The following is a 26305-nucleotide window of genomic DNA, read 5'->3' on the forward strand; positions in this document are numbered from 1 at the left end:
GCCCACAGAGACGGGAGCGGCGGCTGAGCCTGCTCCGGCCCCCGCCGCCGCTCCCGTCTCTGTGGGCGCCGGCGAGACCCCGGTGAACAGCCCCATGCCCGGCAGCATCTTCAAGATCGAGTGCACCGTGGGCCAGAGCGTGAAGGCCGGCGACGTGCTGATCGTTCTGGAGGCCATGAAGATGGAGATTGAGGTGTCCGCCCCTGTGGACGGCACTGTCAAGGCCATCGCCGTGTCCACCGGCGCCACCGTCAACACCGACGACCTGCTGGTGACTCTGGGGTAATGCGCTTTCCTCCCCCCGCGAACGGCACTGTGAGAGGGTGAACTCTCCCAGTGGGTACATCCGTCTTTGCCGGTGACCGGTTTGGTCATTTCGGTTGAGTTATGAAAAGGAGAATAGAATGGAGTTTTTTTCCACTGTAATGTCTGCGATCTTGAGTGGATCAGGCTTCGCTGCCATTCCCACCGATTGGCGGCAGCTGGTCATGATCGTGATCGCATGTGTTTTGCTCTATCTTGGCATTGGCAAGGGCTTTGAGCCTTTGCTGTTAGTTCCCATTGCGTTTGGCATGCTTCTGGCCAACCTTCCTCTGACCGGCCTGTTTAACGAGCCGGTGTATGATGCAGTCAGCCATACGGGCAGTGTTGGCTTCATGTGGGTGATTTATCAGGGTGTTCAGTACGCCATCTACCCGTCGATTATCTTTATGGGAATCGGCGCAATGACGGACTTCGGCCCCCTGCTGGCCAATCCCATGTCCCTGCTGCTGGGCGCTGCCGCCCAGCTGGGCATCTTCACCGCCTTCCTGGTGGCACTGGCTCTGGGCTTTAAGCCCTGCGAGGCGGCGGCCATCGGCGTCATCGGCGGCGCGGACGGCCCCACGGCTATCCTGACGTCCTCGAAACTGGCATCTGACCTGCTCCCGGCCATTGCCATCGCGGCTTACTCGTATATGGCCTTGATCCCGCTGATCCAGCCCCCCATTATGAAGCTGCTGACCACCAAAGAGATGCGCAAGGTCAAGATGACGCAGCTCCGTCCTGTCTCCAAAACGGAAAAGATCATTTTCCCCATTCTGGTTACAATCTTCGTGATTCTGCTGGTGCCCGACACCGCTCCTCTGATCGGCATGCTCATGCTGGGCAACCTGTTCCGGGAGTGCGGCGTGTGCGACCGTCTGTCCGACACCGCTCAGAACGCGCTGATGAACATTGTCACCATCGCTCTGGGCCTGTCTGTGGGCTTCAAGGCCACCTATAACAGCTTCCTGACGGTGCAGACCCTGCAGATTATCTTCCTGGGCCTGTTTGCCTTCTGCCTGTCCACGGCCGGCGGCGTGCTCTTCGGCGACATCATGTACTTTGTCACCGGCGGCAAGGTGAATCCCCTCATCGGCTCCGCCGGCGTGTCCGCCGTCCCCATGGCCGCCCGTGTGTCCCAGGTGGTGGGCCAGAAGGAGAACCCCTCCAACTTCCTGCTGATGCACGCCATGGGTCCCAACGTGGCCGGCGTCATCGGCTCCGCGGTCGCTGCGGGCTTTATGATCAAGGTCTTCGGCGGCTGATTCCGGTTTATAACCTCAATTTTAGTTCCTTTTGAAGTGGAAGGAAATGTCCCTTGTCTCGGTATTCGGGACAGGGGACATTTTCCTTTTTCAGCAGCGCAAATAAAGAGAGCGCTCTGGGGCCGGTCTACGGACGGGGCCCGGCGGCGGGAGGTAATTATGAGACAGCGTGCGGCCTATTTGGATTTCCTCCGATGCTTTGCCATTTTTTCGGTTCTTCTCCTCCACACCCTTGTGCCGGTGGTCACCAACACCGGAGTGTACGGCGCCCCGTCCTGGAAGCTGTGCGTTGCATTGGACGCCTTCACCCGGGTGGGGGTTCCGCTGTTCTTCATGCTGAGCGGATACCTGATGCTCTCGCGGGAGGGGACGCGTCAGATTGGACCATTCTACCGCAAAAATCTGCCCAAGCTTGGGATTCCCCTGGTGGTGTGGAATCTCATCTACTACGGGGGGAGTCTCCTGATGCGCGGAGAGACCTTCCGGCTGCGGGACTTCCTCGCCGGTCTGCTCAATCAGGGGCACAGCTACCACATGTGGTTTGTCTACACCCTGCTGGGGATCTATCTTCTGTGCCCCTTTTTAAAGAGAATGACGGAGGGCTGCAGTGGGAATCAGCTCCTTCTGCTGGTGGGAATCATTTTGTTTCCCACTGCCATTCAGCCTATACTCAATTTGGCCCAGCCGGTGTACATCCATCTGTTCGGCCCGCTGATGGAGGGGTATCTGGGCTATTTCCTGCTGGGATACTGGCTGGGAGGCCGGAAGCTGACGCCCCGGGCGCGGCGGCTGCTGTACGTTCTGGGCGCGGCGACCTATCTCATCGCGGCCCTGGGAAACCTGAGACAGGCCTCCCCGCAGTCCATTCTGCTGCCCTTTAACGGAGGTTACCGCCTGCACCACTACTTCACCGCGGCGGCGGTATTTGTCCTGGTCCGCACTTTTTTTGAGAACCACGCCAAAGTAGAGGCGGCCCTCTCGGCCCCCATGGCCTGGCTGTCCAACCGGGTGTTTGGGATCTACTGGGTCCACGTCCTGGTGTTGGAGGCGGTGACCCGGACGGCGGGGGCGCAAATGAGCATTCTGATGTTTGTGGGGGTGCGGCTGGGAGTGACGGTCCTGATCTCGCTGCTGTTTGCGGCCGTCGTGTCCAAGATTCCCGTTTTGCGCCGGGGACTTGTCTGACGATGGAGCGCGCAGAGGCGGTGTTAGGAAGCTTTCCGGCTCCACTACCAGATTGCGCCCCGCCGGCCCCGAGGACAAAAAAGAAGCCGGGCAGCAGCCCGGCTTCGGTAAAGGGATGATCAACAGATCACAGCGCGTTATGGCTCCCTGCTCCGTATAGAGCAGGGAGCTGATTTTACCGGCTCTGTCAGTCCATTCCCCTCAGGCATCAAGGAGATTCAGCAGCGCCTGACGCACCTGAGCGAAGCGGTAACGGCTGACCGGGAGGATTTCCCCGCTGGTGAGCTCCAGATCCCGCTGCCGGAGCCGGTGAACAAAGGCCAGATTGACCAGAACAGTTCGGTGGCAGTAGATGAACTGCGATTCCGGCAGGCGCTCCGCCAGCCGGGAGAGGGGGAGCCGGACGATCTCCTGTCCCTCTGTGAGGTGCAGGCAGGTGTGCCGCCCGCTGGGCTCGGCGTACCGGATGTCTCTGAGGGAGACGCGGAGTTGACCTGTATCGGTGGGGAGGAGAAGCTGTTCACTGCCTCCCGTGCGCCGCCGCATCTCCTGATAGCAGTGCAGCAGGGCCTCCCGCAGTTCATCCCGATCCAGCGGCTTGGCCAGGTAGCGCTTGGCGTTTACGTGATAGCCCAGCAGAGCCATGTCCCGGTCGGTGGAGATGAATACAATATCCGGGGGGGCGGCCTGCTCTTTCAGATGGCTGGCCAGCGCCATCCCGTCCAGCGCATCCATGATCACATCCAAAAGCAGAAGATCGAAATGCCTGCCCTGCTGAATTTCGCGCAGAAGGTCCACGCCGCTACCGTAGGCGGTGACATCGCAGGGAATCTCCGCCTCCTGCAAGATGCGCTCGGTGAGCTGAACGGACTGGTGCAGGTCGGACTGCTCGTCGTCACAGACGGCGATTTGATACACAGAATGCTGCCTCCTCTCTATGTTGTTGGTCCATTATACCACATCCAGAAAAAAATGAAATAGCCGCGTCCGCTGGAATGAGACTCGCGGAAGAAGGGGAAGGGGGGTCCCTCGGGAAAGAAAACCAAACAGAAAGACACAGAACAAATCATGCCTTTCTGTTTGGAAGATCGTTTAAAATAGAGATTTGAAATACGGGTTATGAAATGAACACACGGGAGGGAGCCGGCCTACCGGCCTTCTGGCCGGCGGCGCCTTTGCGCCGTGCGAGCGTTTTGCCCCAGGCAAAACCTCGGCGCAGGCGGAATTCACTTCCGCCGAGCATTTGAAATCCCAAAGGGTGGAGGCCGCCTCCGGCGGCCGGAACCCAAAACAAAAGGCAACTGCTTTCGCAGTTGCCTTTTGTTTTGGTACGGCTGGAGGGATTCGAACCCGCGACCTTTTGGTTCGTAGCCAAACACTCTATCCAACTGAGCTACAGCCGCAACTCATTTCCACAGGGGGCTCTCCCCTGACGGCTTGATTAGTATAGCATAGAAGAGAATCTTTGGCAAGTGTTTTTTTAAAAAATTTTTTCTTTTTTTAAAATGCCGGGGAGGGGCCCTCCCCGGCGCAAAATCAGATCAGATCAGATCTGATCTGCCCAGCGGCACACCGCATCGCAGAGGAAGCGGGCGCAGCCGGGGACCGTCCGGTCGTAGTAGGCGGTAAAGCGCTCGTCCTGGATGTAGAGCTGGGCCAGCCCCATGTGCATGGACGGATCGTAGGCGTTCCCGGTGACCGTCAGCCAGCGTTTGTGGAGACGGGCGACCTCCCGGCCCTCCTGACTGTCCGGACCGAGGCCGGCTTGAACGGCCGCCTCCAAGCGGCGCTGGATCTCCTCCTCCAGCTCCTTCCACTCCCGGTACTGCTCCTGGGTCAAATTGCGTACGGCGTTCTGGGCGGCATCCACCATGGGGTCTCCGTACTTCTGACGGGCCTCCCGGCCATAGCGCTCCTCGTGGGTGGTGACAATCTGCTGCTTCAGCGCCTCAAATTTCTCCTGATCGTTCATAAGTTCCTTCCTTTCCTGTGCCGAAATGGTCTTGCGTACCGAACGGATCAGCGCCTCCAGCCGGGCCTGCTCCTGTTCCAGAGCAGTCAGGTGGCCGCGGAGGGCGGCGAGCCGGTCAAAGGAGGGATCGTCCAGGCAGGCCTTGATCTGGGCCAGCTCCACCCCGAGGGCCCGGTAGTACAAGATGTCCTGCAGCCGGTCCACTTGGGCCGGGCCGTAGTAGCGGTAGCCGTTCTCCGCCACCCGGCCCGGCTTGAGCAGACCGATCTGGTCGTACCAGCGCAGAGTGCGGGTGGTCACTCCGGACAGGTCCGCCAGCTCCCGGATCGTATATTCCATCCAAATCCCTCCTCGGGTCCTATAGTACCAGTTGACGCACCGTCAAGGTCAAGGACTTTTTTCCTTGTTTTTTCCCACGAAAATATTATAATAAAACAGACGCCGGTTTTATATGGATCAATTTCCCAAAAGGAGGCCGCCATGCGGATCATCATTTCCCCCGCCAAGCAGATGCGGGAGGACCGAGACACCCTGCCGCCCCGGGGGCTGCCCGGGTTTCTGCCGGAGACCGGACGGCTGCTCACCGCCCTGCGGAACCTCTCGCCTGCGGAGCTCCAGAAGCTGTGGAAGTGCAACGACGCCATTGCCGCCCTCAATGTAGAGCGGCTGCGGACCATGGACCTGGAGCACAGCCTCACCCCCGCCCTCCTGTCCTATGTGGGCATCCAGTACCAGACCATGGGTGCACGGGTGTTTGAGACGGGGCAATACAAGTTCCTCCAGGAGCATCTGCGCATCCTCTCCGGCTTTTACGGCCTGCTCCGCCCCTTCGACGGGGTGGTCCCCTACCGGCTGGAGATGGGGGCCAGGCTGGCGGTGGACGGCTGCCGGGACCTGTACGCCTTCTGGGGGGAGAAGCTGGCCCGGGCCCTGGCGGGGGAGAGCGGCTGGGTGCTGGATCTGGCCTCCAAGGAGTACAGCCGGGCGGTCCTTCCCCACCTGTTCCCCTCGGTGCGGGTGGTCACCTGCGTATTTGGGGAGCTGCGCCCCGACGGCAAGGTGGTGGAGAAGGGGACCCTGTGCAAAATGGCCCGGGGCGAGATGGTCCGGTGGCTGGCGGAGACGGGAACAACCCACCCCGACGGCCTGCTCACCTTTCAGGGGCTGGGGTACCGGTACGATCCGGACCGCTCCACCAGGGCGCGGATGGTTTTTTTGAAAACGAGCCCATCAAGCTCAGTGTGAGATGAGAAGAAAGGACGATTTCATATGCTGCGTTTTGAATGCGACTACAGCGAGGGGGCCCACCCCAAGATCCTGGAGCGGCTGCTGGAGACCAATCTGGAGCAGACCCCCGGCTATGGGAAGGACGAGCACTGCGAGCGGGCTAAGACCCTGATCCGGCAGGCCTGCGGCCTGCCCCAGTCCACCATCGAATTTGTAAGCGGCGGCACCCAAGCCAACCAGATCGTCATCGCCGCCATTTTAAAGCCCTACCAGGGGGTGGTCTGCGCCGACACCGGCCATATCAACACCCACGAGACCGGGGCGGTGGAGGCCACCGGGCACAAGGTACTGGCCCTCCCCAGCAAAGACGGGAAAATTACCGCCCAGCAGATCGCCAAGCTGTGCGCCGCCCACTGGACCGACCCCAGCCACGAACACACGGTCCAGCCCGGCCTGGTCTACCTCTCCCAGCCCACCGAGCTGGGCACCCTGTACACCAAGGCGGAGCTGAAGGCCATCCACCAGGTGTGCTGGCAGCGGCACATCCCCCTGTATATCGACGGGGCCCGGTGCGGCTACGGCCTGGCTGCCCCGGAGAACGACGTGACCCTGGCCGACCTGGCCCAGCTCTCCGATGTGTTCTACATCGGCGGCACCAAGGTGGGGGCCCTCCTGGGGGAGGCGGTGGTCATCCCCAACCTGGCCATCCAGCGGGACTTCCGGTACATGGTCAAACGCATGGGGGGCATGCTGGCCAAGGGGCGGCTGCTGGGCATCCAGTTCGAGGTCCTCTTTGAGGACGGCCTCTATTTCCAGCTGGGCCGCCAGGCGGTGGAGCAGGCCCGGCGCATCCGGGACACCTTCCGGGACTGCGGGGTGGAGATGGCCTTTGACTCCCCCACCAACCAGCAGTTCCCCGTCCTCACCCGGGAGCAGCGGGAGGCCCTGGCCCGGAAGTACAGCTTCAACCACTGGGCCGACCTGGAGGACGGGCGGTCTGTCGTCCGCTTCTGCACCAGCTGGGCCACCACGCCCCAGGCGGTGGAGGAGCTGTGCCGGGATATTCACGCCATCTGCGGGCAGGCGTAAAAACAGGCGGGCGGCCCGGTGTGCCGCCCCTACGGAATGCCGTGAGGCGGCGCGTCCGGGAGGCCGCGCCCTACATGGGATGGAATCTCAGGGACGGGCGGGTCTGGGACCCGCCCCTACGGCGAATCTGGAAGCGTTTCCTTCTTTTTCGTAGGGGCCAGACACTGGCCGGCCCGCCGTATCTTGAAATACGATAAATCGAAAGAGGGGCGGCCCGATGGGGCCGCCCCTGTTTTACTTGTATACAAAAAATAGCACCAGCGTGAAACGCTCACGGTCCAAACCAGGCAGAGGCGAAACGCAGTTTCGCAGAAAATTTCTTTGCACCGCGTTTCAGAACTTCATTCTGAAACGTGGATTGATTGCACGTGAAAGAAAACCCTGACGGTTTTCTTTCACACTATCTTTCCCTCCGAAACCTGATAGTTCCTCAGAAGCGAAACGAAGTTTCGCAGAAAGTTTCTTTGCCTACTTTCTGTTCAAAGAAAGTAGGTTACCCGCCCAGGTAGGCCTTTTTGATCTCGGGGCTCTCGATGAGCTCCTCGCCGGTGCCGGTGGTGACCACGCGGCCGGTCTCCAGCACGTAGCCCCGGTGGGCCACGGACAGGGCCATCTGGGCGTTCTGCTCCACCAGAAGGATGGTGGAGCCGTTCTTGTTCAGGTTCTGGATGATCTCAAAGATCTGTTCCACCAGGATGGGGGCCAGACCCATGGAGGGCTCGTCCAGCATGAGCAGTTTGGGGTGGGACATGAGGGCCCGGCCCATGGCCAGCATCTGCTGCTCGCCGCCGGAGAGGGTGCCGGCCACCTGGCGGCGGCGCTCCTTCAGCCGGGGAAAGAGCTCAAACACCATCTCCAGATCGGCGGGGACGCCGGAGGGGGACTGGGTGTAGGCCCCCATCTCCAGATTCTCCTCCACCGACATCTGGAGGAATACCCGGCGGCCCTCGGGCACCTGGGCCAGGCCCCGGGCCACCAGCTTGTCCGCGCGCACGTTGCTGATGTTCTGCCCCTCAAAGGTGATGCTCCCGGTCTTGGACCGGAGCAGGCCGGAGATGGTCTGCAGGGTGGTGGTCTTGCCCGCGCCGTTGGCTCCGATGAGGGTGACGATCTCCCCCTCATTCACGTGGAAGGAGATGTCCTTGATGGCGTGAATGGCCCCATAGTAGACATTGATGCCCTCTACGTTCAGAAGTGTCTCCATCGGCCTTACGCCTCCTTTTTCTTGCCCAGGTAGGCCTCGATGACCACCGGGTCGTTTTTGATCTCGTCCGGGGTGCCCTTGGCGATGATCTGGCCGAAGTTCAGAACTGCGATGCCCTCGCAGATGCCCATGACCAGGCTCATGTCGTGCTCGATGAGCAGAATGGCGATGCCGAAGGTGTCCCGGATCTTCACGATGTTCTCCATAAGCTCGGCGGTCTCGGAGGGGTTCATGCCCGCCGCCGGCTCGTCCAGCAGGAGCAGGCTGGGGTTGGTGGCCAGGGCCCGGACGATCTCCAGCTTCCGCTGGGCACCGTAGGGCAGGGAGCCCGCCTTGTACTTGGCCAGATAGCCCATGTCGAAAATAGACAGCAGCTCCATGGCCCGCTCGTGGGCTACCTTTTCCTCCTTCCAATAGCTGGGCAGGCGGAAGATGCCGCTCCAGAATCCGTAGCCGATGTGGTTGTGAAGGCCCAGCTTCACGTTGTCCTCCACCGTCAGGTTGTTGAACAGGCGGATGTTCTGAAAGGTGCGGGCGATGCCCGCCTTGTTCACCTGGACGGTGTTCATGTTGTGGGTGTCCACCCCGTCCAGCAGGATGGTGCCCCGGGTGGGCTGATACACCTTGGTGAGCAGGTTGAAAACGGTGGTCTTGCCCGCGCCGTTGGGGCCGATGAGGCCGGCGATCTCGGTGCGGCCGATGGCCATGTTGAAGTCCTTGACGGCAGACAGGCCGCCGAAGTCGATGCCCAGATGCTGGCACTCCAGAATGGGGCTCTTGTCAATGTCCCGCTCAGGGATCTTGTTGGGGCTTGGGACGGTGACCAGCTTGACGGGCTCCTTGGGAATTCGGCTCATTGTTTGGCACCTTCTTTCTTCTCCTGGCGCTCCTCACGCACACGGGCGATGAAATTCCACAACGTGGGGTTGTTGGTGGCCAGCATGACCAGAATCAGCACGATGGCGTACACCAGCATCCGGTAGTCGGCAAACTGGCGCAGGGCCTCGGGCAGGATGGTCAGGGCGGCGGCGGCGATCACTGAGCCCCACATGTTGCCCAGGCCGCCCAGCACCACAAACACCAGGATCAGAATGGAGGTGTTGAAGTCGAACTTGGTGGCGGTAAAGGTGACCTGGCCGCAGCCGTACAGGGTGCCGGCGGCCCCCGCCAGGACGGCGGAGGTGACAAAGGCGATCATCTTGTACTTGGTGACGCTGATGCCCACGCTCTCGGCGGCAATCCGGTTGTCCCGGGCGGCCATGATGGCCCGGCCGGTGCGGCTGTTCACCAGATTGAAGATCACGAACAGGGCCACCAGCACCAGCACCACGCCGGCGGTAAAGGTGGCGATGCGGGCGGAGTTGGTGACGCCCACGGGGCCCCGGATGAGCTCCACACCGGTCTCGGAGAGATTGGTGTTGTCGCTCAGGAAGCTGAAGTGCAGGCCGTTCTCATCCACGCCCAGATAGACGTTGGTGACCAGGCTCTTGATAATCTCGCCGAAGGCCAAGGTGACGATGGCCAGATAGTCGCCGTTGAGGCGGAGGACCGGCACGCCGATGAGAAAGCCGAAGATGCCGGCGATCACGCCGCCCAGCACCATGGCCAGAGCCAGACGGAGGGGTTCCATCTCCACGCTGTTCTGCAGGGCGGCGGCCACCGAGCAGCCGGCAAAGGCGCCGATGCTCATAAAGCCCGCGTGGCCCAGGGACAGCTCGCCGGAGACGCCCACCACCAGGTTGAGGGCCAGGGCCATGGTCACATAGGCGCAGATGGGGACCAGCTGCCCCTCCAGCACCGAGCCCACGCCGCCCTCCCGGAAGGAGCGCAGCAGCTGAATGATCAGGTAGGCCCCGATGACCAGTCCGTAGGTAAACAGGCTGGAGCGGGTGGATTTTTTCATTTGCAGAATTCGATTCATACTCTCCGCCCCCTTTACACTTTCTCCTGGACCATCTTGCCCAGCAGACCGGCGGGCTTCACCAGCAGCACCACGATGAGCACCGCAAAGACGATGGCGTTCTGGAGCTGGGTGGAGATGTAAGCGCCGGCGAAAATCTCGATCACGCCCAGCAGCAGGCCGCCCAGCATGGCCCCGGGAATGGAGCCGATGCCCCCGAACACCGCGGCGGTAAAGGCCTTGATGCCGGGCATGGAGCCGGTGGTGGGGGTCAGAGTGGGGTAGGCGGACATGTACAGCACCCCGGCGATGGCCGCCAGGGCGGAGCCGATGGCGAAGGTGAGGGAGATGGTGGCGTTCACGTTGATGCCCATGAGCTGGGCCGCCCCCTTGTCCTCAGACACGGCCCGCATGGCCTTGCCCAGCTTGGTGCGGCTGGTGAAGGCGGTGAGGACCACCATGATGATGATACAGGCCGCAATGGTGAGCAGCGTCACATAGCTGATGGACAGCGCTCCCACCTGCAGGCTGCCCCGGCCGGTGACCGGGGTGAACACCTTGGGGTTGGAGGACCACAGCAGCAGCGCCGCGTTTTGTAAAAAGTAACTCACGCCGATGGCGGTGATGAGCACCGCCAGAGACGGCGCCTGCCGCAGCGGCTTGTAGGCCAGGCGCTCGATGACCACGCCCAGCACGGTGCACACCGCCATGGCCAGCAGGGTCCCCGCCACGGCGGGCACCACCGTGGCGGCCACAGAACCCTCGGCGAAATTGCCTGACAGCCCGCTCATGGCGAAGAAGCAGACGTACCCGCCCACCATGATGACGTCGCCGTGGGCAAAGTTCAGCATCTTGGCGATGCCGTAGACCATGGTGTAGCCCAGGGCGATGATGGCGTACACGCTGCCCAGGCTCAAGCCACGGATCAGATAATTCAGGATAATGGTAATATCCATATTGATTCCCCTTTTTTCCGGGGCGCACCGGAAAACAGCCGGAGCACAGCTTGTCGAAACGGTTGTTTCGACAAGCTGTGCAGCACTTTTCAGAATGTTAGAACATTCTGAAAAGTAGCCTGATTGCACGTGAAAGACAACCCTGACGGTTTTCTTTCACACTATCTTTCCCTCCGAAATCTTAATCCGGAGAGTTCTCGACAGCCTGTGGAGCCCTCCGGCTCCTTTCCGATGCGTCCCCTCTCTCATTTACAGCACCCCGCCCCGGACGGGGCCGCCCCAGAGAAGGCGGCCCGTCCAGGGAAGGGAAGTGGTTTGTCAGACGCCGGGAGCGGGGACCTTAGTCCATGCCCACGTAAGCGCCGTTCTCGATGACCATGCCCTTGGGGGCCTTGGACACCGCGCCGGTGGAGTCCCAGGTGATGCCCTCGCCGTCGCCGGTGAGGCCGGTCAGGGTGATGGTGGGGAACGCCGCGATCAGGGCGTCGTTGATGGCCTCAGCGGTCATGTCGGGGGTGCAGCCGGCGGTCTCCAGAGCCAGCTTCAGGGCGTAGATGCAGTCGTAGGCGTCGGCGGCAAACTGGTTGGGGGTCTCGCCGTAGAGGCTCTCATACTCAGTGACGAAGGCCACGGTGGCGTCGTCGGTGGCGTCGGCGTTGAAGGGAGTCAGCAGTATAACGCCCTCGGCCAGGGAGGCGTCGAAGCCCTCCATGGTCAGGATGCCGTCCATGCCGTCCACGCCGAAGAACTTGGGCTCATAGCCCATGGAGTCGGCCTGGGTGAGGATCAGAGAGGCGGGCTGATAGTACATGGGCAGGAAGACCAGATCGGCGCCCTTCTGCTGGGCGTCGGTGAGCTGGACGGTAAAGTCATTGGAGGTGTCGGTGGTGAAGGTGGAGTCGCCCACGATGTTCAGACCCAGCTCCTCGGCCTCGGCCACAAACTGGTCCTTGATGCCGGTGGAGTACACGTCGTCATTCTTCCAGATGATGTACACATTCTCGCCCAGGTTCTGCTCATAGATATACTGGGCGGAGGCCAGGCCCTGGTTGGGGTCGGAGAAGCACATCTGGAACACGTTGTCCTTGTTGGCGATGACGTCGGGAGAGGAGGCGGAGGGGGTCAGGGCGAAGATCCGGTCCTCGAAGTTGTACTGGGAGGTGGCGATGCCGGGCTGGGTGGTGACGGAGCCCAGGGAGATCTGCATGCCCCAGTCCTTCAGGTTGTTGAAGGCGTTGACGGCGGTCTCGGGCACGTTCTGGTCGTCCTGGTAGTTCAGCTCGAACTGGATGTCGCCGCCCTCAGAGTTGATCTCGTTCACCGCAATCTGGGCGCCCCGGTAGGCGGCCAGGCCGTAGATGGAGGCGTCGCCGGTGAGGGGGCCGGTGGCGCCGATCTTGAAGGCGGCGCCGGTGGGATCAACCACCTCTTTCACAAAATTGCCGGAGGCGGTGCCGGTGGTATCGCCGGCAGAGGCGCTGGCGCTGGAGCCGCCGGCGCTGCTGGCGCTTCCGCCGTTGCCGCCGCAGGCGGCCAGGGACAGCGTCATGGCCGCGGCCATGGTGAAGGCAAGAAACTTTTTGCTGTTCATGTCATGTTACTCCTTTTTTCAATGGATTTGTGCCGGAGGAGAGGAGCGGGTCCGCCCCAGGGCACGGAATATAAAAAAGCGGCTCCGCTCCAAAGAACGAAGCCGCTTCTTTACCGAAACTTAAATGGTAAGCAGCCGTCTCTTTGGAGCCCCGGCCCGGGAAATCCGGGCCAGCATAATCAGCAGTACCCCTGCCAGAAGCAGGAGCGCCGCCAGCACGCCGCCCACTACCCCCAGAATAGCAAAAATGGACACCATTACCATGGTGTCCAGAATCCGGGCAGTGTGGGAGGCGGAGTGGTTCCGACGGGCAGAGCAACAGAAAGCCGCCTCTGTTCCACAACCGGCAGAGGCATTCATCCACATAGAGGTCTCAGCATACGGATACATGGCGGCGGCTCCTTTCTGCAAAAATCAAACTTTAAGTTTGTTTTATTGTAAAACACCCCCCTCCATTCGTCAATGGACGTTTCCACCAGAATCCGGGGGGAGCGCTCCTGTTTTCATGTCCGTTCTGTACAGAATTTTGTCCGCCTGGGGCGGGCAGAGGGGGCGGATTCTGTTTCGCGGGGGCGGGGAGTTTCGCCGCCTGCGGGCGGCGAGTGACTTTGCCCGCGGCGGCAAAGTCACCAAAACGCCGCCGGGGACGGCTCCAGATGAGCACTTTGTGCTCATAGTCGCCTTTCCCCGGACCCCGTTTACGGGGGTTACCCCTTGAACATCGTACAGCCCTTCCGGCGCGCAAAGTCAGGAGTGCCTGGGTGCGATTCCGTCCGGCCCCACGGGGGGCCTGCGTATGCATAAATTTCAGGGTTCACGCTTCCACTACCGCGCCTCAGTTTGCCGAGCCGACGTCCCCAGTCTGGCGGTAACTGCTCTCCGGACCGTTGGCTGAGATCCCCAGGCGCAGAAGCGGGACCGCACCGCTGAAATTTTTCTCTCACTCAGGGCCCGGTGGTCCGGCAAAAATTTAGACCAGCCACTCAGATTTTGCGCGCCGGAAGTTCCGCTTAACTTTGCAGGTACGCGTCCCCCGTAACGGGGGACCGGGGGTAAGGCGAATATGGACACGAAGTGTCCATCCTGAGCCGTCCCCCGGCGATCCTTTGGGTACTTTCCCATCGTTGGGAAAGTACCTCGCCCCGCAGGGCGAAACCCCTGCGAAACGGCACGCCGAGTCGTCGCGCCCTACGAGTTGGCCGAAACCTGCCCCCTCATCCGGCCCCTTCGGGGCCACCTTCCCCCCAGGGGGGAAGGCTTAAGGAGAAAAGGCGGCGAAACTCCCTGCAAAAACCATCAATGAGACTCCGCCCAGCTCTGCCCCGCGTGGGTCTCCGCCACCAGGGGGACGGACAGGGGGAACACGCCCTCCATCTCCTCCTGGAGGAGGGCGCACACCCGCTCCTGCTCCTCCTGGGGGCACTCCACGATGAGCTCGTCGTGGACCTGGAGGACCAGCTGTCCCCGGAGCCCCTCGGCCTTCAGCCGGTCCCGCACCCGGAGCATGGCCAGCTTGATGATGTCGGCGGCGGTGCCCTGGATGGGCATGTTCAGGGCCACCCGCTCCCCGAAGGACCGGGTGTTGAAGTTGGAGGACTTCAGCTCGGGCAGCCAGCGGCGGCGGCCCATGAGGGTGGACACATAGCCGTCCGCCTTGGCCTGCTCCACCACGTGGTCCATGTAGGCCCGCACGCCGGGGTAGGTGGCAAAGTAACGGTCCATATACGCCTTGGCCTCGGCCACGGTGACCCCGATGTCCTGGCTCAGGGAGAAGGCGGAGATGCCGTAGACGATGCCGAAGTTCACCGCCTTGGCGCTGCGGCGCATCTCAGCGGAAACCTGGTCGGGCTCCACCCCGAACACCTGGGCGGCGGTGACCGTGTGGAAGTCCCGGCCGGAGCGGAAGGCCTCGATCATCTTCTCGTCCCCGGCCATGTGGGCCAGGAGCCGCAGCTCGATCTGGGAGTAGTCCGCGTCCACCAGGGCCATCCCCGGCCCGGCCACGAACATCTTGCGCAGCTCCGCCCCCAGAGGGGTGCGGATGGGGATGTTCTGGAGGTTGGGCTCGGCGGAGCTGAGGCGGCCGGTGGCGGTGACGGTGTTCTGGAAGCAGGTGTGGATGCGCCCGTCGTCCCCGATCACCTTGCCCAGGCCGTCCACATAGGTGGACTTCAATTTGGTGAGCTGCCGGTAGTCCAGAATCTGCTCAATGATGGGGTGCTTGCCCCGGAGCTTGTCCAGCACTTCCGCATTGGTGGAGTAACCCGTCTTGGTCTTCTTCACCGGGGGCAGGCCCAACTGGTCAAAGAGGATGCGGCCCAGCTGCTGGGTGGAGTTGATGTTGAACTCCTCCCCGGCCAGTTCATAGATGGTGGCCTGCACCTTGTCGATGCCGTCGGAGAGCATCTCCCCGAACGCCACCAGGGCCCCCCGGTCCACCAGCACCCCGATTTCCTCCATTTCGGCCAGCACCGGGCACAGGGGGAGGTCCACCTCCTGATAAATCTTGTTCAGCCCCAGCTCCTCCAGCCGCTGGGAGAGGGTCTTCCGCAGGGCCCCGATGAGGGCGGTGTGGGACAGCAGGGCGGCGGCGGGGGCGGCCGGGTCGGCCAGAGGGCCGAAGGCCCCCTCCTCCAGATAGGTCTTGGCCTTGGGGAACTCCTGGTTGTAGTAGGTGATGCCCAGCTTCTCCAAATCGTAGCTGCCGTCGGTGGGGGCCAGCAGATAGGCGGCCACCTCCGTGTCAAAGACGATGCCGCCGGGGGTGATTCCCTCGTCCAGCAGCCCCTTCCACAGCTCCTTGGAGCCGTGGACCACCTTTTTGATATCCGGGGCAAACAGGGCCTTGAGAGCGTCGTTGTAGCACTCCAGCTTGCCGGCAAACAGCAGGGCGGCCCGGTGCTGGCTCTCCGTCTCCGCCCACTCCACGCAGATCACATCCAGGGAGGGCAGGGCCAGCACGTTCACCTCGTCAAGCCCCCGCCAGAGGGCCAGCAGCTCCTCCAGCCGCTCCCGGGTCTCCACCGCCTCGCTGGCCGTGTTCACCTGGGCGGCCGCCTCCTCCTGGACGGCTCCCTCCCCCTGGGGGGCGGTGAGGTGGAACTTGTCGATGAGCTTGGCAAATTCCAAGTCCAGGAACAGCTGATACAGGGCGGGGCCGTTGGGCTCCTTCCGGAGGTTGTTCTCCGGGGCGAAGTCGATGGGGGCGTCGGTGTGGATGGTGGCCAGGTCATAGGACATGCGGGCCTGGTCCTCTCCCTCGGTGAGCTTTTTGATCACCCCGGGCTTGGCGGGGGTGCCGGGGGCCATCTCCACCTCAGGCAGGGCGGCGTACAGGTCGTCAATGGAGCCGTACCGCTGGACCAGGGCCATGGCGGTCTTCTCTCCCACCCCCTTCACCCCGGGGATGTTGTCGCTAGAGTCACCCATGAGGGCCTTCAGGTCGATGATGTGGATGGGGTCGAAGCCGTACTCCTCCCGGAAGGCCTCCGGGGTCATGTCACGGGTGGTGGTGCGGCCCATGCGGGTGGACACCAGCTTCACGGTGGTGGTGTCGGTGACCAGCTGGAGGGAGTCCTTGTCCCCGGTGACGATGACCGTCTCCCACCCGGCGGCGGTGTCCTTTGCCGAGATGGTGCCGATGAGGTCGTCCGCCTCCCAGCCGTCCAGCTCGTACATGGGGATGTTCATGGCCGCCAGCACGTCCTTGAGCAGGGGGAGCTGGCTGGCCAATTCATCCGGCATCCCCTTCCGGGTGGCCTTGTAGCCCTCGTAGGCCAGATGCCGGAAGGTGGGGGCCTTCCGGTCGAAGGTGACGCACAGGGCGTCCGGCTTCCCCTCGTCCAGCAGTTTCGTTAAAATGTTCAGAAAGCCGAAAATGGCGTTGGTGGGCTGTCCCGCCCGGGTGGTGAGGTTCTGGCTCACCCCGTAAAAGGCCCGGTTGACAATGGAGTTGCCGTCCAGGACCATCAGTTTTTTCATAATGGGTCTCCTCCCAAAATTCGTCGTGCAGCAGCAGAATCTTGTACCTGGATAGTATATCAGGTTTCCCAAATCCGGACAAGAGAAACCCGTCCCTTTCTCTTGCTATGCGGGATCGGATCTGGTATGATGGGGCCATAGAGGACCCCATTTTATAGGAAAATAGGAGGCGCACCCCATGGAACGGACAAATTCTGTCATTCGCATCTCCCGGGGCAGGCTGGCCGCCCTGCTGGCGGCCACGGTGCTGGTCTCCATCGCGCTGTTTTCCCTGATTTTCTACCACTGGTGCCTGCACGCCAAACAGACGGAGGCCCTCACCCAGGGGGACGGCCCCCTGTGGGCCTTTGAGCAGGGAGAGCTGGAGGTGGTGGAGGAGGACCCGGACGGCGCCACGGTCTACGGAGGAGCCGGATACCAGGTCCAGGTCCGGGATGGCTTTGTCACCTCGGTCCGGGACGACAACAAGGGATTCACCAAGCTCTATGAGCAGGGAGTCCTGACCTCCATCGCCTTCGACAACCCCCTGGGCGAGGCGGTGACGCTGTGCACCCCCTTCCAGGTGGACAGCTACCTGGAATATCCCGTCCGCACCCCGGAGGAGGCCCGGGCCATCCGGGAGGACATCGACGCGGAGGGGGCCGGCTCCCTCCGGGACCAGGGCCTGCGCTGCTGGGAGCTGGACAACGGCTATCTGGTGGTGGAAACCTGATTCCCTGTTTTGTGCTATTGGAAATTAACACAGCCGCCAGCATCGCTGGCGGCTGTGTTCTATTTTTTGTATTTTAGAGGTTCGCGGCCAATGCTGCGGCCCGCTCCTGGGCCTCCTGTAAAATGGCCTCCTGGTCGTTGCCCTGGATGTCCAGCTCCTGGGCGGACAGACACCGGGCGGAGGGGATGCCGAACATGGCGGCCAGCCCCTTGAGATAGTCGAAGCCGTAGTTCTGCCCCTCCAGAGGGCCTCCGGCGGTGGTGAGAAAGACCAGCTCCCTGGCACGGCTCATGCCCACCTGCTCCCCCTCCTGGGTGTAGCGGAAGGTGACGCCCAGCATGCTGGCCCACTCCAGATAGACCTTCAGGGCCGCCGGGAAGGTCAGGTCCCAGTAGGGGGCCCCGATCACCACCAGGTCGGCCTGGGCCACCTCGTGGGCCGGGTCGAACATGGGGTCCCGGGGATTTTCGGGGAAGCGCTGGTGCCGCCGGTCGTCCAGCTCTGTGGTGAGCACCGGCAGGGGGGAGGCGGTCAGGTCCCGCTCCCGGATCTCCGCCTCCGGCCAGCGGTTTTTGCAGGCCTTCAAAAAGGTCTGGCACAGCTTCCAGGTGCGGGAGCGCTCCGGCCCCCGCATGCAGGCGTTGACAAATAAAATCTGTTTCACGTTCTCCATTGTACGGAATCTCCCAATTTCAATGTTTTTGTTGCGGTTTCCACCCCCTTCGGGGGGAAAAGCGATACGTCCGGGTTTAAATCCCGCAGGGCGCACCGGGCGGTTTTGGCCAGGTACTCCATGGCCTCCAGAGGGTGGCGGCCCGCGGCGGTCTCGCCGGTGAGCATCAGGGCGCAGGAGCCGTCCAGCACCGCGTTGTAGATGTCGCTCACCTCCGCCCGGGTGGGCACCGCCCGCTCCTCCATGGACCACAGCAGCTGGGTCACCACAAAGAAGGGGTTCCCCGCCGCCCGGCATGTTCGGGCGATGCGCTTCTGGGCGGAGGGGAGCTCCCACAGGGGCATACTGTTCCCCAGATCCCCCCGGGCAATGCAGATCACGTCCGCCTCCTCCAAAATCTCGTCCAGCTTCTCCATTCCCCGCCGGTTTTCGATCTTGGCCATGATCTTCACCTGGTCCAGCCCCAGCTCCGCCAGGGCGGAGCGCAGGGTCAGGAGGTCCTCCCGCCCCCGCACGAAGGGCTGTAGAATGTGGGTCACCCCAAACCGGCCCGCCTGGGCCAGGTTGGCCCGGTCCTCCGCCGTCAGGGTGGGGGAGTCCACCTCCCGGCCCAGCAGGGCCAGGCTCTTGCGGCTCTTGAGAAGCCCACCCCGCTCCACCTGGCAGGTCAGGCAGTCAGGATTGGCCTCCTCCACCGTCAGCAGAAGGGCGCTGTCGTCCAGGGAGATCTGGTCCCCGGGCCGGGCGGCCTCCACCACGCTCCGGGGGACGGGAATGCCCCCGGCACCCAGCAGGGCGGAGCCTCCCTCCTGGAGGGGAACCGGCTCCTCCAGCCGCCCCACCCGCAGCTCCGGGCCCTGGAGGTCCACGATCAGGCTGGCCTCCACCCCCGCCTGCCGGGCGGCGGGCCAGAACTCCTCCTCCAGCAGGGAGGCGCACTCCGGGAGGGTGGTGTGGGACAGGTTCAGCCGGGCCCCGGTCATCCCCGCCTGAAACATGGCCGTCAAAATCTCCCGCCGGGCGCAGGAGGCGCCCAGCGTTCCGTATAAATCCACAGGTGATCCACCTTTCTTATTGAAGCCTTCGCCCCCTATTATGGTCCGGCCGCCCGCGTCCGTCAATGGGGAGGCGGGAATCTTTTGCGGGGCTTTCCCCCGCGGGGCCGATTCAGGCGGAATTGTCCCCACTTTTCATTGACGGTCCCCGGCGGGAATGATATACTATATTAGTTTTAATTTGTATGAGAGGTGGCTCCCATATGTGGCGTTCCGACCGCTGGAAGGACTATGAATTGATCGACTGCTCCCGGGGGGAGAAGCTGGAGCGGTGGGGGGACCAGCTGCTGGTCCGCCCCGACCCCCAGGCCATTTGGAATACCCCCCGCTCCCACCGGGGCTGGAAGCACAACGCGGGGCGGTACGCCCGCTCCTCCACCGGCGGGGGGCAGTGGCAGAATAAATCCATGCCCGAGCGATGGACCGTCTCCTACGGCAGCCTCACCTTCAACATCAAGCCCATGAACTTCAAGCACACCGGCCTCTTCCCCGAGCAGGCCGCCAACTGGGACTGGGCCCAGGAGCAGATCCGCTCCGCCGGCCGGCCCATCAACGTGCTCAACCTGTTCGCCTACACCGGGGGAGCCACGGTGGCCTGCGCCGCCGCCGGGGCCAGCGTGTGCCATGTGGACGCCGCCCGGGGCATGGTGTCCTGGGCCAGGGAGAACGCCAAGTCCTCCCACCTGGAGGACGCCCCCATCCGCTGGATCGTGGACGACTGCGCCAAGTTCGTGGAGCGGGAGATCCGCCGGGGGCGGAAGTACGACGCCATCATCATGGACCCGCCCAGCTACGGCCGGGGCCCCTCCGGGGAGGTGTGGCGGCTGGAGGAGAACCTGTACCCCTTTGTGGAGCTGGTCTCCGGGGTGCTGTCCGAAGAGCCCCTGTTCATTATCCTGAACTCCTACACCACCGGCCTGGCCCCCTCGGTGCTCACCTACATCCTGGAGACCCTGATCTCCAAGCGGTTCGGCGGGCACACCGTCTCCGATGAGCTGGGCCTGCCCGTCACCGAGAGCGGCCTGGTCCTCCCCTGCGGGGCCACCGGCCGCTGGACCATTCAGTAAGGGCGGCCTGCGGCCGCCCCTGCACAACGAGGTATCTTCATGGAAAAATCGATTATCAACGTGGAGGACGTGCGCTTCTCCTATATCACCGCCGAGGGGGTGGCCCCCATCGTGCTGGACGGCGTGACCCTGGACATTGAGGAGGGCTCCTTCGTGGCCGTCCTGGGCCACAACGGCAGCGGCAAGTCCACCCTGGCCAAGCACATGAACGCCATCCTGCTCCCCACCGGGGGCAAGGTGTACGTGGACGGTATGGACACCGCCGACGAGGACAAGCTGCTGGACATCCGCCGCACGGTGGGCATGGTGTTCCAGAACCCGGACAACCAGATCGTGGCCAACGTGGTGGAGGAGGACGTGGCCTTCGCCCCGGAGAACCTGGGGGTGCCCCCGGAGGAGATCCGCCGGCGGGTGGACGACGCATTGAAGGCGGTGGGCATGTACCAGTACCGGGAGCACGCCCCCCACCTCCTCTCCGGCGGACAGAAGCAGCGCATCGCCATCGCCGGGGTCATCGCCATGGAGCCCCGGTGCATCGTCCTGGACGAGCCCACCGCCATGCTGGACCCCATCGGCCGGGCCGACGTGCTGCGCACCATCAAGACCCTGAACCGGGAGCGGGGGGTCACCGTGGTCCTCATCACCCACCACATGGACGAGGCCGCCCAGGCCGACCGCCTGGTGGTCATGGCCAAGGGGAGAATTGTGGCCGACGGCGCCCCCAAGGAGGTGTTCCAGGACGTGGAGGGCCTCAAGGACGTGGGACTCACCGTCCCCGACACCACCGAGCTTCTCTGGGAGCTGCGCCAGGAGGGACTGGACGTGCCCCTGGACGCCCTCAGCGACGAGGAGTGCGCCCAGGCGCTGAAAGAACTGCTGGCCCAGCGGAGAAACTGAAAGGAGTTTACAAAATGAAATCCTTTCGGTTCTATCTGCCCTGCCTTTGGGCTGGTGTGGCATCGGCTTTTGTCGTATGGTTTCTCATCGGCCCCATGGGCTTTACCTTCGGGTTATGTCTGGATTCGGGACCGATCTTCCTGTTCTGCCTGGCCGCTGCCGTGGTGGGAGCTGTCATTGCCCGGCTGCATCAGCGCCTGCGCTATTTGGAAGAGGAGACCAAGTTCCTCCGGCAACGGCTGGATAGAGTGGAAAAGCAGTCCGACCAACTGTAATCAACTTCTGTTTAATTTACAGGGCGTGATCATTTTCGACACGCACCATCTTAAATATCATAAGGACGGAACACAACGGATGGAAGCGATTCTGGAGACCAAAAAACTCTCCCATATCTACAGCGCCGGGACCCCCTTTGAGCGGGGGGCCCTGGTGGACGTGGACTTTGCCGCCTACCCCGGGGAGTACCTGGGCATCATCGGCCACACCGGCTCGGGCAAGTCCACCCTGATCCAGCACTTGAACGGCCTGCTCAAGCCCACCTCGGGCCAGGTCCTGTTCCAGGGGACGGACATCTGGACCGACCTGAAGACCACCCGCCGCACCCGGTTTCAGGTGGGGCTGGTGTTCCAGTACCCGGAGTACCAGCTCTTTGAGGAGACGGTGTACAAGGACATCTCCTTCGGCCCCAAGAACATGGGCCTGGACGAGAAAGAGGTGGACCGGCGGGTGCGCTCGGCGGCCTACTTCGTGGGCCTGCGGGATGACCAGCTCAACCAGTCTCCCTTCGAGCTCTCCGGCGGCCAGAAGCGCCGGGTGGCCATCGCCGGGGTCATCGCCATGGAGCCCAAGGTGCTCATCCTGGACGAGCCCACCGCCGGACTGGACCCGGTGGGCACCGAGTCCATCCTGAGCAACATCCGGGCCTATCACAAGGCCCAGAACGCCACCATCATCATGGTCTCCCACTCCATGGAGGAGATGGCCCGGACGGTGGACCGGCTGGTTGTGGTCAATGACGGGAAGATCGCCCTGGAGGGGGCGCCCAGCCAGGTGTTCCAGCACGGACAGGAGCTGGAGGACATGGGCCTGGGGATTCCCCAGATGACCCGGGTGTTCAACCGCCTGAAGGCTATGGGCGTGGACGTGGGCTCCTCTGTGTACACCGTGGAGCAGGCCAAGCGGGCCATTCTGGACGCATTGGCCAAGAAGGGGGTGGGCTGAGATGGCACTGAAAGACATTACTCTGGGCCAGTATTTTCCCGGCCACTCCCTGGTCCACCGGCTGGACCCCCGCACCAAGATTCTGGCGGTGGTGATCTATATTGTGGCCCTGTTTCTGGCCAAGTCCTTTGTCACCTACGCCATCATGTTCGCCCTGCTGGCCCTGTCCGTGAAGGTCTCCACCGTGCCGGTGAAGTCCCTGGTCCGGGGCATGAAGCCGGTGGTGTTCATCCTGATCTTCACCGCCGTTTTGAATCTGTTCTACACCCCGGGGGAGCACGTGCTGTTCCAGGTGTGGATTCTCACCGTCACCCTGGAGGGGGTGCAGAGCGCCTTCTTCATGGTCATCCGCATCCTGATGCTCATTGCGGGCACCTTCCTGCTCACCTACACCACCTCCCCCATCCTGCTCACCGACGGGCTGGAGTCCCTGCTGGGTCCCCTGAAGAAGATCAAGGTGCCGGTGCACGAGCTGGCCATGATGATGTCTATCGCCCTGCGGTTCATCCCCACTCTCATTGAGGAGACCGACAAGATCATGTCCGCCCAGCGGGCCCGGGGGGCCGACTTTGAGAGCGGCAACCTGGTCCAGCGGGCCAAGGCACTGATCCCCCTGCTGGTGCCCCTGTTCATCTCCGCCTTCCGCCGGGCGGAGGAGCTGGCCGTGGCCATGGAGTGCCGCTGTTACCACGGCGGAGAGGGGCGCACCCGCCTGCGCCAGCTGAAATACGCGGGGAAGGACTGGGCGGTGCTGGTGTTCTTCCTGGTGATCGCGGTCCTGGTGGGCGTCCTGGGACATTTCGGGCTGTAAGATTGCCCGGGTCAGATTTTCTCCAGACAGGCGTCCGTCAGCTGCATCCCCAGCCGCAGCCCCTGGTAGAAGGACCAGAGCCCGTGCCCCTGGATGGGGCTGGACTGAAGGTGTTCCGGCCATAACCTCGGGTCCGGCTGAGTGACAAAGTAGCGGTAGAGCTCGTCCACAATGTTGGGGATCTCGTTTTCCATGGAAATTCCTCCTTTGTTTGGATCGAAAGAGCTGTGTGTATCTTAGAAAAGCACCGAATTTAGGAGAGGAGCGGGGGCCGTGTTTTCAGAGCGGATTCGGATTCTGCGGAAAGAGGCCAAGCTGACCCAGGCACAGGCTGCGCGGAACGTGGGACTGTCTCCCCGCGGGTATCAAGACCTGGAATTGGGCGCGACTCCAAGGGGGGACACTCTGCTGTCGATTGCTGATTTTTATGGAGTGTCCATTGACTGGCTGATGGGCCGCACCGATAGGAGAGCGGTCAATGGGGAGAAGCGGGAAGCATGATATTTAATGACCGGCTGAAACTGCTGAGGATCGAGCGCTCCTATACTCAGGAGGAGGCGGCAAAGGCCATTGGCATTCCGCCCAGAAGCTATCAGAGATTGGAGCTGGACGGGAACAAAACGCATTACGACACGCTGATGAAGATTGCGGATTGCTATGGAGTTTCTGTGGATTGGCTGATGGGCCGCACCGACGTGCGAAGTATCTGCGGAAAAGAGTAAAGCGATATTTTTATCGCCCTCATTATACACGATAAAAATATACGTGTCAATGGGAGAAGAACCATGATATTCAATGAGAGACTGAAAGAACTGCGGGCAGAGAAGGGGCTTACCCAGGTGGAGGCGGCGGAGGCGATTTCCATTGCCTACCGCAACTATCAGCGGCTGGAGGCCGATGGAAATCTGCCGAACTTCTCGAATTTTGTGGCGATCGCCGACCTATTTGAGGTTTCGCTGGACTATCTGGCCGGCCGTACCGACGTGCGGGAGGTCAACGGCGGCGCCCTCCCCGCGCCGGAGCACCAGATCATGCTGGAGGCCGAGGTGGACGTCCCGGAGGGGACGGAGGACCTGCTCCGCCGGGTGATCTCCTCCGCCCTGGCGGCGGAGGGGGTGGACCTGCCCTGCGAGATCAACGTCCTGCTCACCGACGACGAGGGCATCCACCAGGTGAACCGGGAGATGCGGCAGGTGGACCGCCCCACCGACGTGCTGTCCTTCCCCATGTTTGACTTAAAGCCGGGGGAGAAGCCGGAGGCGGGGGACGAGGACCCGGAGAGCGGACTGGTCCCCCTGGGGGACATGTGCATCTCCCTGGAGCGGGCGGCGGCCCAGGCCGGGGAGTTCGGTCACAGCGTGGAGCGGGAGCTGAGCTATCTCACTGTCCACTCGGTGCTCCACCTGCTGGGCTACGACCACATGGACGAGGGGCCCATGAAGCGGCAGATGCGCGTCCATGAGGAGTTTATTCTGGACAAGCTGGGCATTACCCGGGAAATGGAGGAGGAAACGCCATGAGCACACCCCCCTATCTGCGTCTGGTCCCCCTGGAGGAGGAAGAAGAACCTGTAGAAGTGGAGCTGGAGATCAGCCCCAGGGATCTGGCCGTGATGGCCGCCTCGGTGTGCGCCGCGCTGGCCGCCTTCTGGTGGCTGTGGAAGAAGTTGATGAAATAGGAAGGTGAACGCCGGTGTCATACTTTTTTGTTGTGTGGCTGATTACGATTGTCGGGGGACTGTTCTTCTGCCTCTTTGGAAGCATGATTTCCTCCATCGCCGGAAGCTCGACGGTCACGTTCCTGCTGGTCACGGGACTTATTGCAGCGGCGGCAACGGTGCTGCGACTGATTGTGGTACAGCTGGAGAGCATGGAGAAGGAACTCCAGAGCCAGTCTCAGCAGCTCCGGCGGATCGAGGAGCGGCTGGAACAGTGGGAGAAGGGAAACTCTGATCAAGAGATAATGTAAAAGGGGTATTTCGCCGCCCCGGCGGCGAGTTTCTTTCTGGATGCCCAGAAAGAAACCAATGGCCCAGGCCACCTTCTCTTGGCCCTTCGGGCCAATTCACCTTGAGAAGCACCAGGGCGCGGCTCAGGATGAGCGCTTCGCGCTCATATTCGCCGCCCCTGGACCCCATTTTGCGGGGGCCTCAATTAAGCGGCCTTGGCAGTCGTCGCAAAGGCGCGGGCGGTTCAGCTGACCAGTTTCCGTTCTATTACCGCTGCCGCTGAGGGTTTGGTAACCTTTCAGTTCTGTTCCTCCTGGCAGAAAGCGCGCCTTTTGGCGTGCTTGGGCTCAAGTGCGGCTCAGTGGAACGGGGGATACGAGAACTGCTGCGTTTTTGCAGGGCCCAATGTCCTCATCGGGACGTTCCCGGGCGGCCCGGTGTGCCGCCCCTACGGCGAATCTGGAAGCGGTTCCTTCTTTTCCGTAGGGGCCGGACACTGGCCGGCCCGCCGAGGGGCCTCTGCCATTCCGGAGCCCACCCTCATCCGCCTCGCATACGCTCGGCACCTTCTCCCTAGAAGGGAGAAGGCTTTCGGGCGGCTGACAGCCGCCCCTACGGCGAATCTGGAAACGGTCCCTTCTTTTTCGTAGGGGCCGGACACTGGCCGGCCCGCCGAAGGGCCTCTGCCATTCCGGAGCCCACCCTCATCCGCCTCGCATACGCTCGGCACCTTCCCCTAAAGGGGAAGGCTGTCGGGCGGGTCGTGGACCCGCCCCTACAACGAATAACGGAGCGGATGCGTTCTTTTCGTAGGGGCCGGTCCCAGACTGGCCCGCAGGAGGGGCAAGCCCCTCCCCTACGGGTTTTAAGGAGAACTTCCGGGTTTGGGTAGGGGAGGCCCTTGGGCCTCCCGCCGTCAACGGACCCGGTACCGTCTGCTCGGCAAACCCAGGCGCAGGAATGGAGCCGCAGAACCTGGAATTTTTGCTTACCCAGGCCCCAGTGGGCCGGGAGGAGAGGCGGAAAGTCACTCAGATTTTGCGCGCCGGAACTATTGCAGGACCTAACAGGTATGCGTCCCCCGTAATGGGGGACCGGGGGTAAGCCGTCATGGCGAACGAAGTTCGCCCCTGCGGCGTCCCCCGGCGATCCTTTGGGTACTTTCCCATCGTGCCGATTTACAATGCAAGTGCAACAGTAAATAAAAAGAGTGACTCAAAGAGGAAAAGCCAGTAAAATGGTAGTTGC

Annotated in this window: 28 protein-coding genes and 1 tRNA gene; 16 read left to right on the forward strand and 13 right to left on the reverse strand. The window is 62.5% G+C overall.

The annotated features are described in order from the left end of the window. From H6B31_RS12785 to H6B31_RS12795, 3 genes are all read left to right on the forward strand, one after another. Positions 1 to 286, forward strand: a 286-nt coding sequence (locus tag H6B31_RS12785; protein ID WP_243419044.1) for a biotin/lipoyl-containing protein, incomplete at its 5' end; no start/stop codon positions are given. Between the two features lie 118 nt (positions 287 to 404). Next, positions 405 to 1568 carry a sodium ion-translocating decarboxylase subunit beta gene (locus tag H6B31_RS12790; RefSeq protein ID WP_204898870.1) on the forward strand — a complete coding sequence of 388 codons (1164 nt, stop codon included), beginning with the start codon at positions 405 to 407 and terminating at the stop codon, positions 1566 to 1568. A gap of 159 nt (positions 1569 to 1727) precedes the next feature. Continuing rightward, positions 1728 to 2753: an acyltransferase gene (locus tag H6B31_RS12795; protein ID WP_204898871.1), complete on the forward strand. Its 1026-nt coding sequence runs from the start codon at positions 1728 to 1730 to the stop codon at positions 2751 to 2753. A gap of 201 nt (positions 2754 to 2954) precedes the next feature. On the opposite strand, the gene H6B31_RS17725 is transcribed toward H6B31_RS12795, so the two are convergent. The 3 genes from H6B31_RS17725 to H6B31_RS12810 form a co-directional block, all read right to left on the reverse strand. Further along, positions 2955 to 3671, reverse strand: coding sequence for a LytTR family transcriptional regulator DNA-binding domain-containing protein (locus H6B31_RS17725; RefSeq protein WP_204898872.1), 717 nt, complete (start codon positions 3669 to 3671; stop codon positions 2955 to 2957). A 408-nt stretch (positions 3672 to 4079) separates the two neighbouring features. After that, positions 4080 to 4156 (reverse strand) — tRNA-Arg (locus H6B31_RS12805). 143 nt (positions 4157 to 4299) lie between these two features. Continuing rightward, positions 4300 to 5064, reverse strand: a complete 765-nt coding sequence (locus tag H6B31_RS12810) for a MerR family transcriptional regulator (protein ID WP_204898873.1) — start codon at positions 5062 to 5064, stop codon at positions 4300 to 4302. A gap of 141 nt (positions 5065 to 5205) precedes the next feature. Between H6B31_RS12810 and yaaA the strand changes: the two genes are divergently transcribed. Together yaaA and H6B31_RS12820 are read left to right on the forward strand one after the other, a co-directional pair. After that, the gene (gene yaaA, locus H6B31_RS12815; protein ID WP_204898874.1) at positions 5206 to 5970 is read left to right on the forward strand and encodes a peroxide stress protein YaaA; all 765 of its coding nucleotides are present in this window, start codon (positions 5206 to 5208) and stop codon (positions 5968 to 5970) included. 24 nt (positions 5971 to 5994) lie between these two features. Beyond that, positions 5995 to 7041 carry a threonine aldolase family protein gene (locus H6B31_RS12820; protein ID WP_204898875.1) on the forward strand — a complete coding sequence of 349 codons (1047 nt, stop codon included), beginning with the start codon at positions 5995 to 5997 and terminating at the stop codon, positions 7039 to 7041. 493 nt (positions 7042 to 7534) lie between these two features. On the opposite strand, the gene H6B31_RS12825 is transcribed toward H6B31_RS12820, so the two are convergent. The 7 genes from H6B31_RS12825 to polA all read right to left on the reverse strand — a co-directional run bounded on the left by H6B31_RS12825 (position 7535) and on the right by polA (position 16673). Next, on the reverse strand, positions 7535 to 8245 hold the full coding sequence (locus H6B31_RS12825) for an ABC transporter ATP-binding protein (RefSeq protein ID WP_087288065.1): 711 nt from the start codon (positions 8243 to 8245) through the stop codon (positions 7535 to 7537). A gap of 5 nt (positions 8246 to 8250) precedes the next feature. Then, complete coding sequence (locus tag H6B31_RS12830) at positions 8251 to 9102, reverse strand: ABC transporter ATP-binding protein (protein WP_204898876.1); 852 nt, start codon at positions 9100 to 9102, stop codon at positions 8251 to 8253. Continuing rightward, complete coding sequence (locus H6B31_RS12835; RefSeq protein ID WP_087288068.1) at positions 9099 to 10166, reverse strand: branched-chain amino acid ABC transporter permease; 1068 nt, start codon at positions 10164 to 10166, stop codon at positions 9099 to 9101. Before H6B31_RS12835 ends, H6B31_RS12830 begins: the two co-directional genes overlap by 4 nt. A gap of 14 nt (positions 10167 to 10180) precedes the next feature. Next, on the reverse strand, positions 10181 to 11101 hold the full coding sequence (locus H6B31_RS12840) for a branched-chain amino acid ABC transporter permease (protein ID WP_087288070.1): 921 nt from the start codon (positions 11099 to 11101) through the stop codon (positions 10181 to 10183). A gap of 340 nt (positions 11102 to 11441) precedes the next feature. Then, positions 11442 to 12692, reverse strand: coding sequence for an ABC transporter substrate-binding protein (locus H6B31_RS12845; protein WP_204898877.1), 1251 nt, complete (start codon positions 12690 to 12692; stop codon positions 11442 to 11444). A 120-nt stretch (positions 12693 to 12812) separates the two neighbouring features. Beyond that, positions 12813 to 13082 carry a hypothetical protein gene (locus H6B31_RS12850; protein ID WP_204898878.1) on the reverse strand — a complete coding sequence of 90 codons (270 nt, stop codon included), beginning with the start codon at positions 13080 to 13082 and terminating at the stop codon, positions 12813 to 12815. Positions 13083 to 13988: 906 nt separating this feature from the next. Further along, positions 13989 to 16673: a DNA polymerase I gene (gene polA, locus H6B31_RS12855; protein ID WP_204898879.1), complete on the reverse strand. Its 2685-nt coding sequence runs from the start codon at positions 16671 to 16673 to the stop codon at positions 13989 to 13991. A gap of 178 nt (positions 16674 to 16851) precedes the next feature. Here polA and H6B31_RS12860 point away from each other — a divergent pair, with 178 nt between their 5' ends. Then, positions 16852 to 17385: a hypothetical protein gene (locus H6B31_RS12860; RefSeq protein WP_204898880.1), complete on the forward strand. Its 534-nt coding sequence runs from the start codon at positions 16852 to 16854 to the stop codon at positions 17383 to 17385. A gap of 73 nt (positions 17386 to 17458) precedes the next feature. Here H6B31_RS12860 and H6B31_RS12865 read toward each other — a convergent pair whose 3' ends face one another. Continuing rightward, complete coding sequence (locus H6B31_RS12865) at positions 17459 to 18058, reverse strand: NAD(P)H-dependent oxidoreductase (protein ID WP_204898881.1); 600 nt, start codon at positions 18056 to 18058, stop codon at positions 17459 to 17461. After that, positions 18046 to 19113, reverse strand: a complete 1068-nt coding sequence (locus tag H6B31_RS12870) for a pyruvate kinase (RefSeq protein ID WP_204898882.1) — start codon at positions 19111 to 19113, stop codon at positions 18046 to 18048. Before H6B31_RS12870 ends, H6B31_RS12865 begins: the two co-directional genes overlap by 13 nt. 203 nt (positions 19114 to 19316) lie before the next feature. Here H6B31_RS12870 and H6B31_RS12875 point away from each other — a divergent pair, with 203 nt between their 5' ends. The 5 genes from H6B31_RS12875 to H6B31_RS12895 all read left to right on the forward strand — a co-directional run bounded on the left by H6B31_RS12875 (position 19317) and on the right by H6B31_RS12895 (position 23109). Next, positions 19317 to 20180, forward strand: a complete 864-nt coding sequence (locus H6B31_RS12875) for a class I SAM-dependent methyltransferase (protein ID WP_204898883.1) — start codon at positions 19317 to 19319, stop codon at positions 20178 to 20180. A 39-nt stretch (positions 20181 to 20219) separates the two neighbouring features. Then, a complete protein-coding gene (locus H6B31_RS12880) occupies positions 20220 to 21077 on the forward strand; it encodes an energy-coupling factor transporter ATPase (RefSeq protein ID WP_204898884.1) in 858 nt (285 codons plus the stop codon). 14 nt (positions 21078 to 21091) lie between these two features. After that, positions 21092 to 21352, forward strand: coding sequence for a hypothetical protein (locus tag H6B31_RS12885; protein ID WP_204898885.1), 261 nt, complete (start codon positions 21092 to 21094; stop codon positions 21350 to 21352). Between the two features lie 79 nt (positions 21353 to 21431). Then, positions 21432 to 22298, forward strand: coding sequence for an energy-coupling factor transporter ATPase (locus H6B31_RS12890; protein WP_204898886.1), 867 nt, complete (start codon positions 21432 to 21434; stop codon positions 22296 to 22298). A gap of 1 nt (position 22299) precedes the next feature. Beyond that, complete coding sequence (locus tag H6B31_RS12895) at positions 22300 to 23109, forward strand: energy-coupling factor transporter transmembrane component T family protein (protein WP_204898887.1); 810 nt, start codon at positions 22300 to 22302, stop codon at positions 23107 to 23109. Between the two features lie 11 nt (positions 23110 to 23120). Here H6B31_RS12895 and H6B31_RS12900 read toward each other — a convergent pair whose 3' ends face one another. Beyond that, complete coding sequence (locus tag H6B31_RS12900; RefSeq protein WP_204898893.1) at positions 23121 to 23303, reverse strand: hypothetical protein; 183 nt, start codon at positions 23301 to 23303, stop codon at positions 23121 to 23123. 79 nt (positions 23304 to 23382) lie between these two features. On the opposite strand from H6B31_RS12900, the gene H6B31_RS12905 reads away from it, so the two are divergent. The 5 genes from H6B31_RS12905 (at position 23383) to H6B31_RS12925 (ending at position 25077) form a co-directional block, all read left to right on the forward strand. Then, positions 23383 to 23610, forward strand: coding sequence for a helix-turn-helix domain-containing protein (locus H6B31_RS12905; RefSeq protein ID WP_204898888.1), 228 nt, complete (start codon positions 23383 to 23385; stop codon positions 23608 to 23610). Further along, on the forward strand, positions 23607 to 23831 hold the full coding sequence (locus tag H6B31_RS12910) for a helix-turn-helix domain-containing protein (RefSeq protein WP_204898889.1): 225 nt from the start codon (positions 23607 to 23609) through the stop codon (positions 23829 to 23831). Before H6B31_RS12905 ends, H6B31_RS12910 begins: the two co-directional genes overlap by 4 nt. Before the next feature lie 63 nt (positions 23832 to 23894). After that, positions 23895 to 24629: an rRNA maturation RNase YbeY gene (gene ybeY, locus H6B31_RS12915; protein WP_204898890.1), complete on the forward strand. Its 735-nt coding sequence runs from the start codon at positions 23895 to 23897 to the stop codon at positions 24627 to 24629. After that, positions 24626 to 24787, forward strand: coding sequence for a hypothetical protein (locus H6B31_RS12920; RefSeq protein WP_204898891.1), 162 nt, complete (start codon positions 24626 to 24628; stop codon positions 24785 to 24787). Before ybeY ends, H6B31_RS12920 begins: the two co-directional genes overlap by 4 nt. 14 nt (positions 24788 to 24801) lie before the next feature. Continuing rightward, positions 24802 to 25077, forward strand: coding sequence for a hypothetical protein (locus tag H6B31_RS12925; protein WP_204898892.1), 276 nt, complete (start codon positions 24802 to 24804; stop codon positions 25075 to 25077). The last annotated feature ends 1228 nt before the right edge of the window (positions 25078 to 26305 follow it).

This window comes from Pseudoflavonifractor capillosus (assembly GCF_016899775.1).
Classification (GTDB): domain Bacteria; phylum Bacillota; class Clostridia; order Oscillospirales; family Oscillospiraceae; genus Lawsonibacter.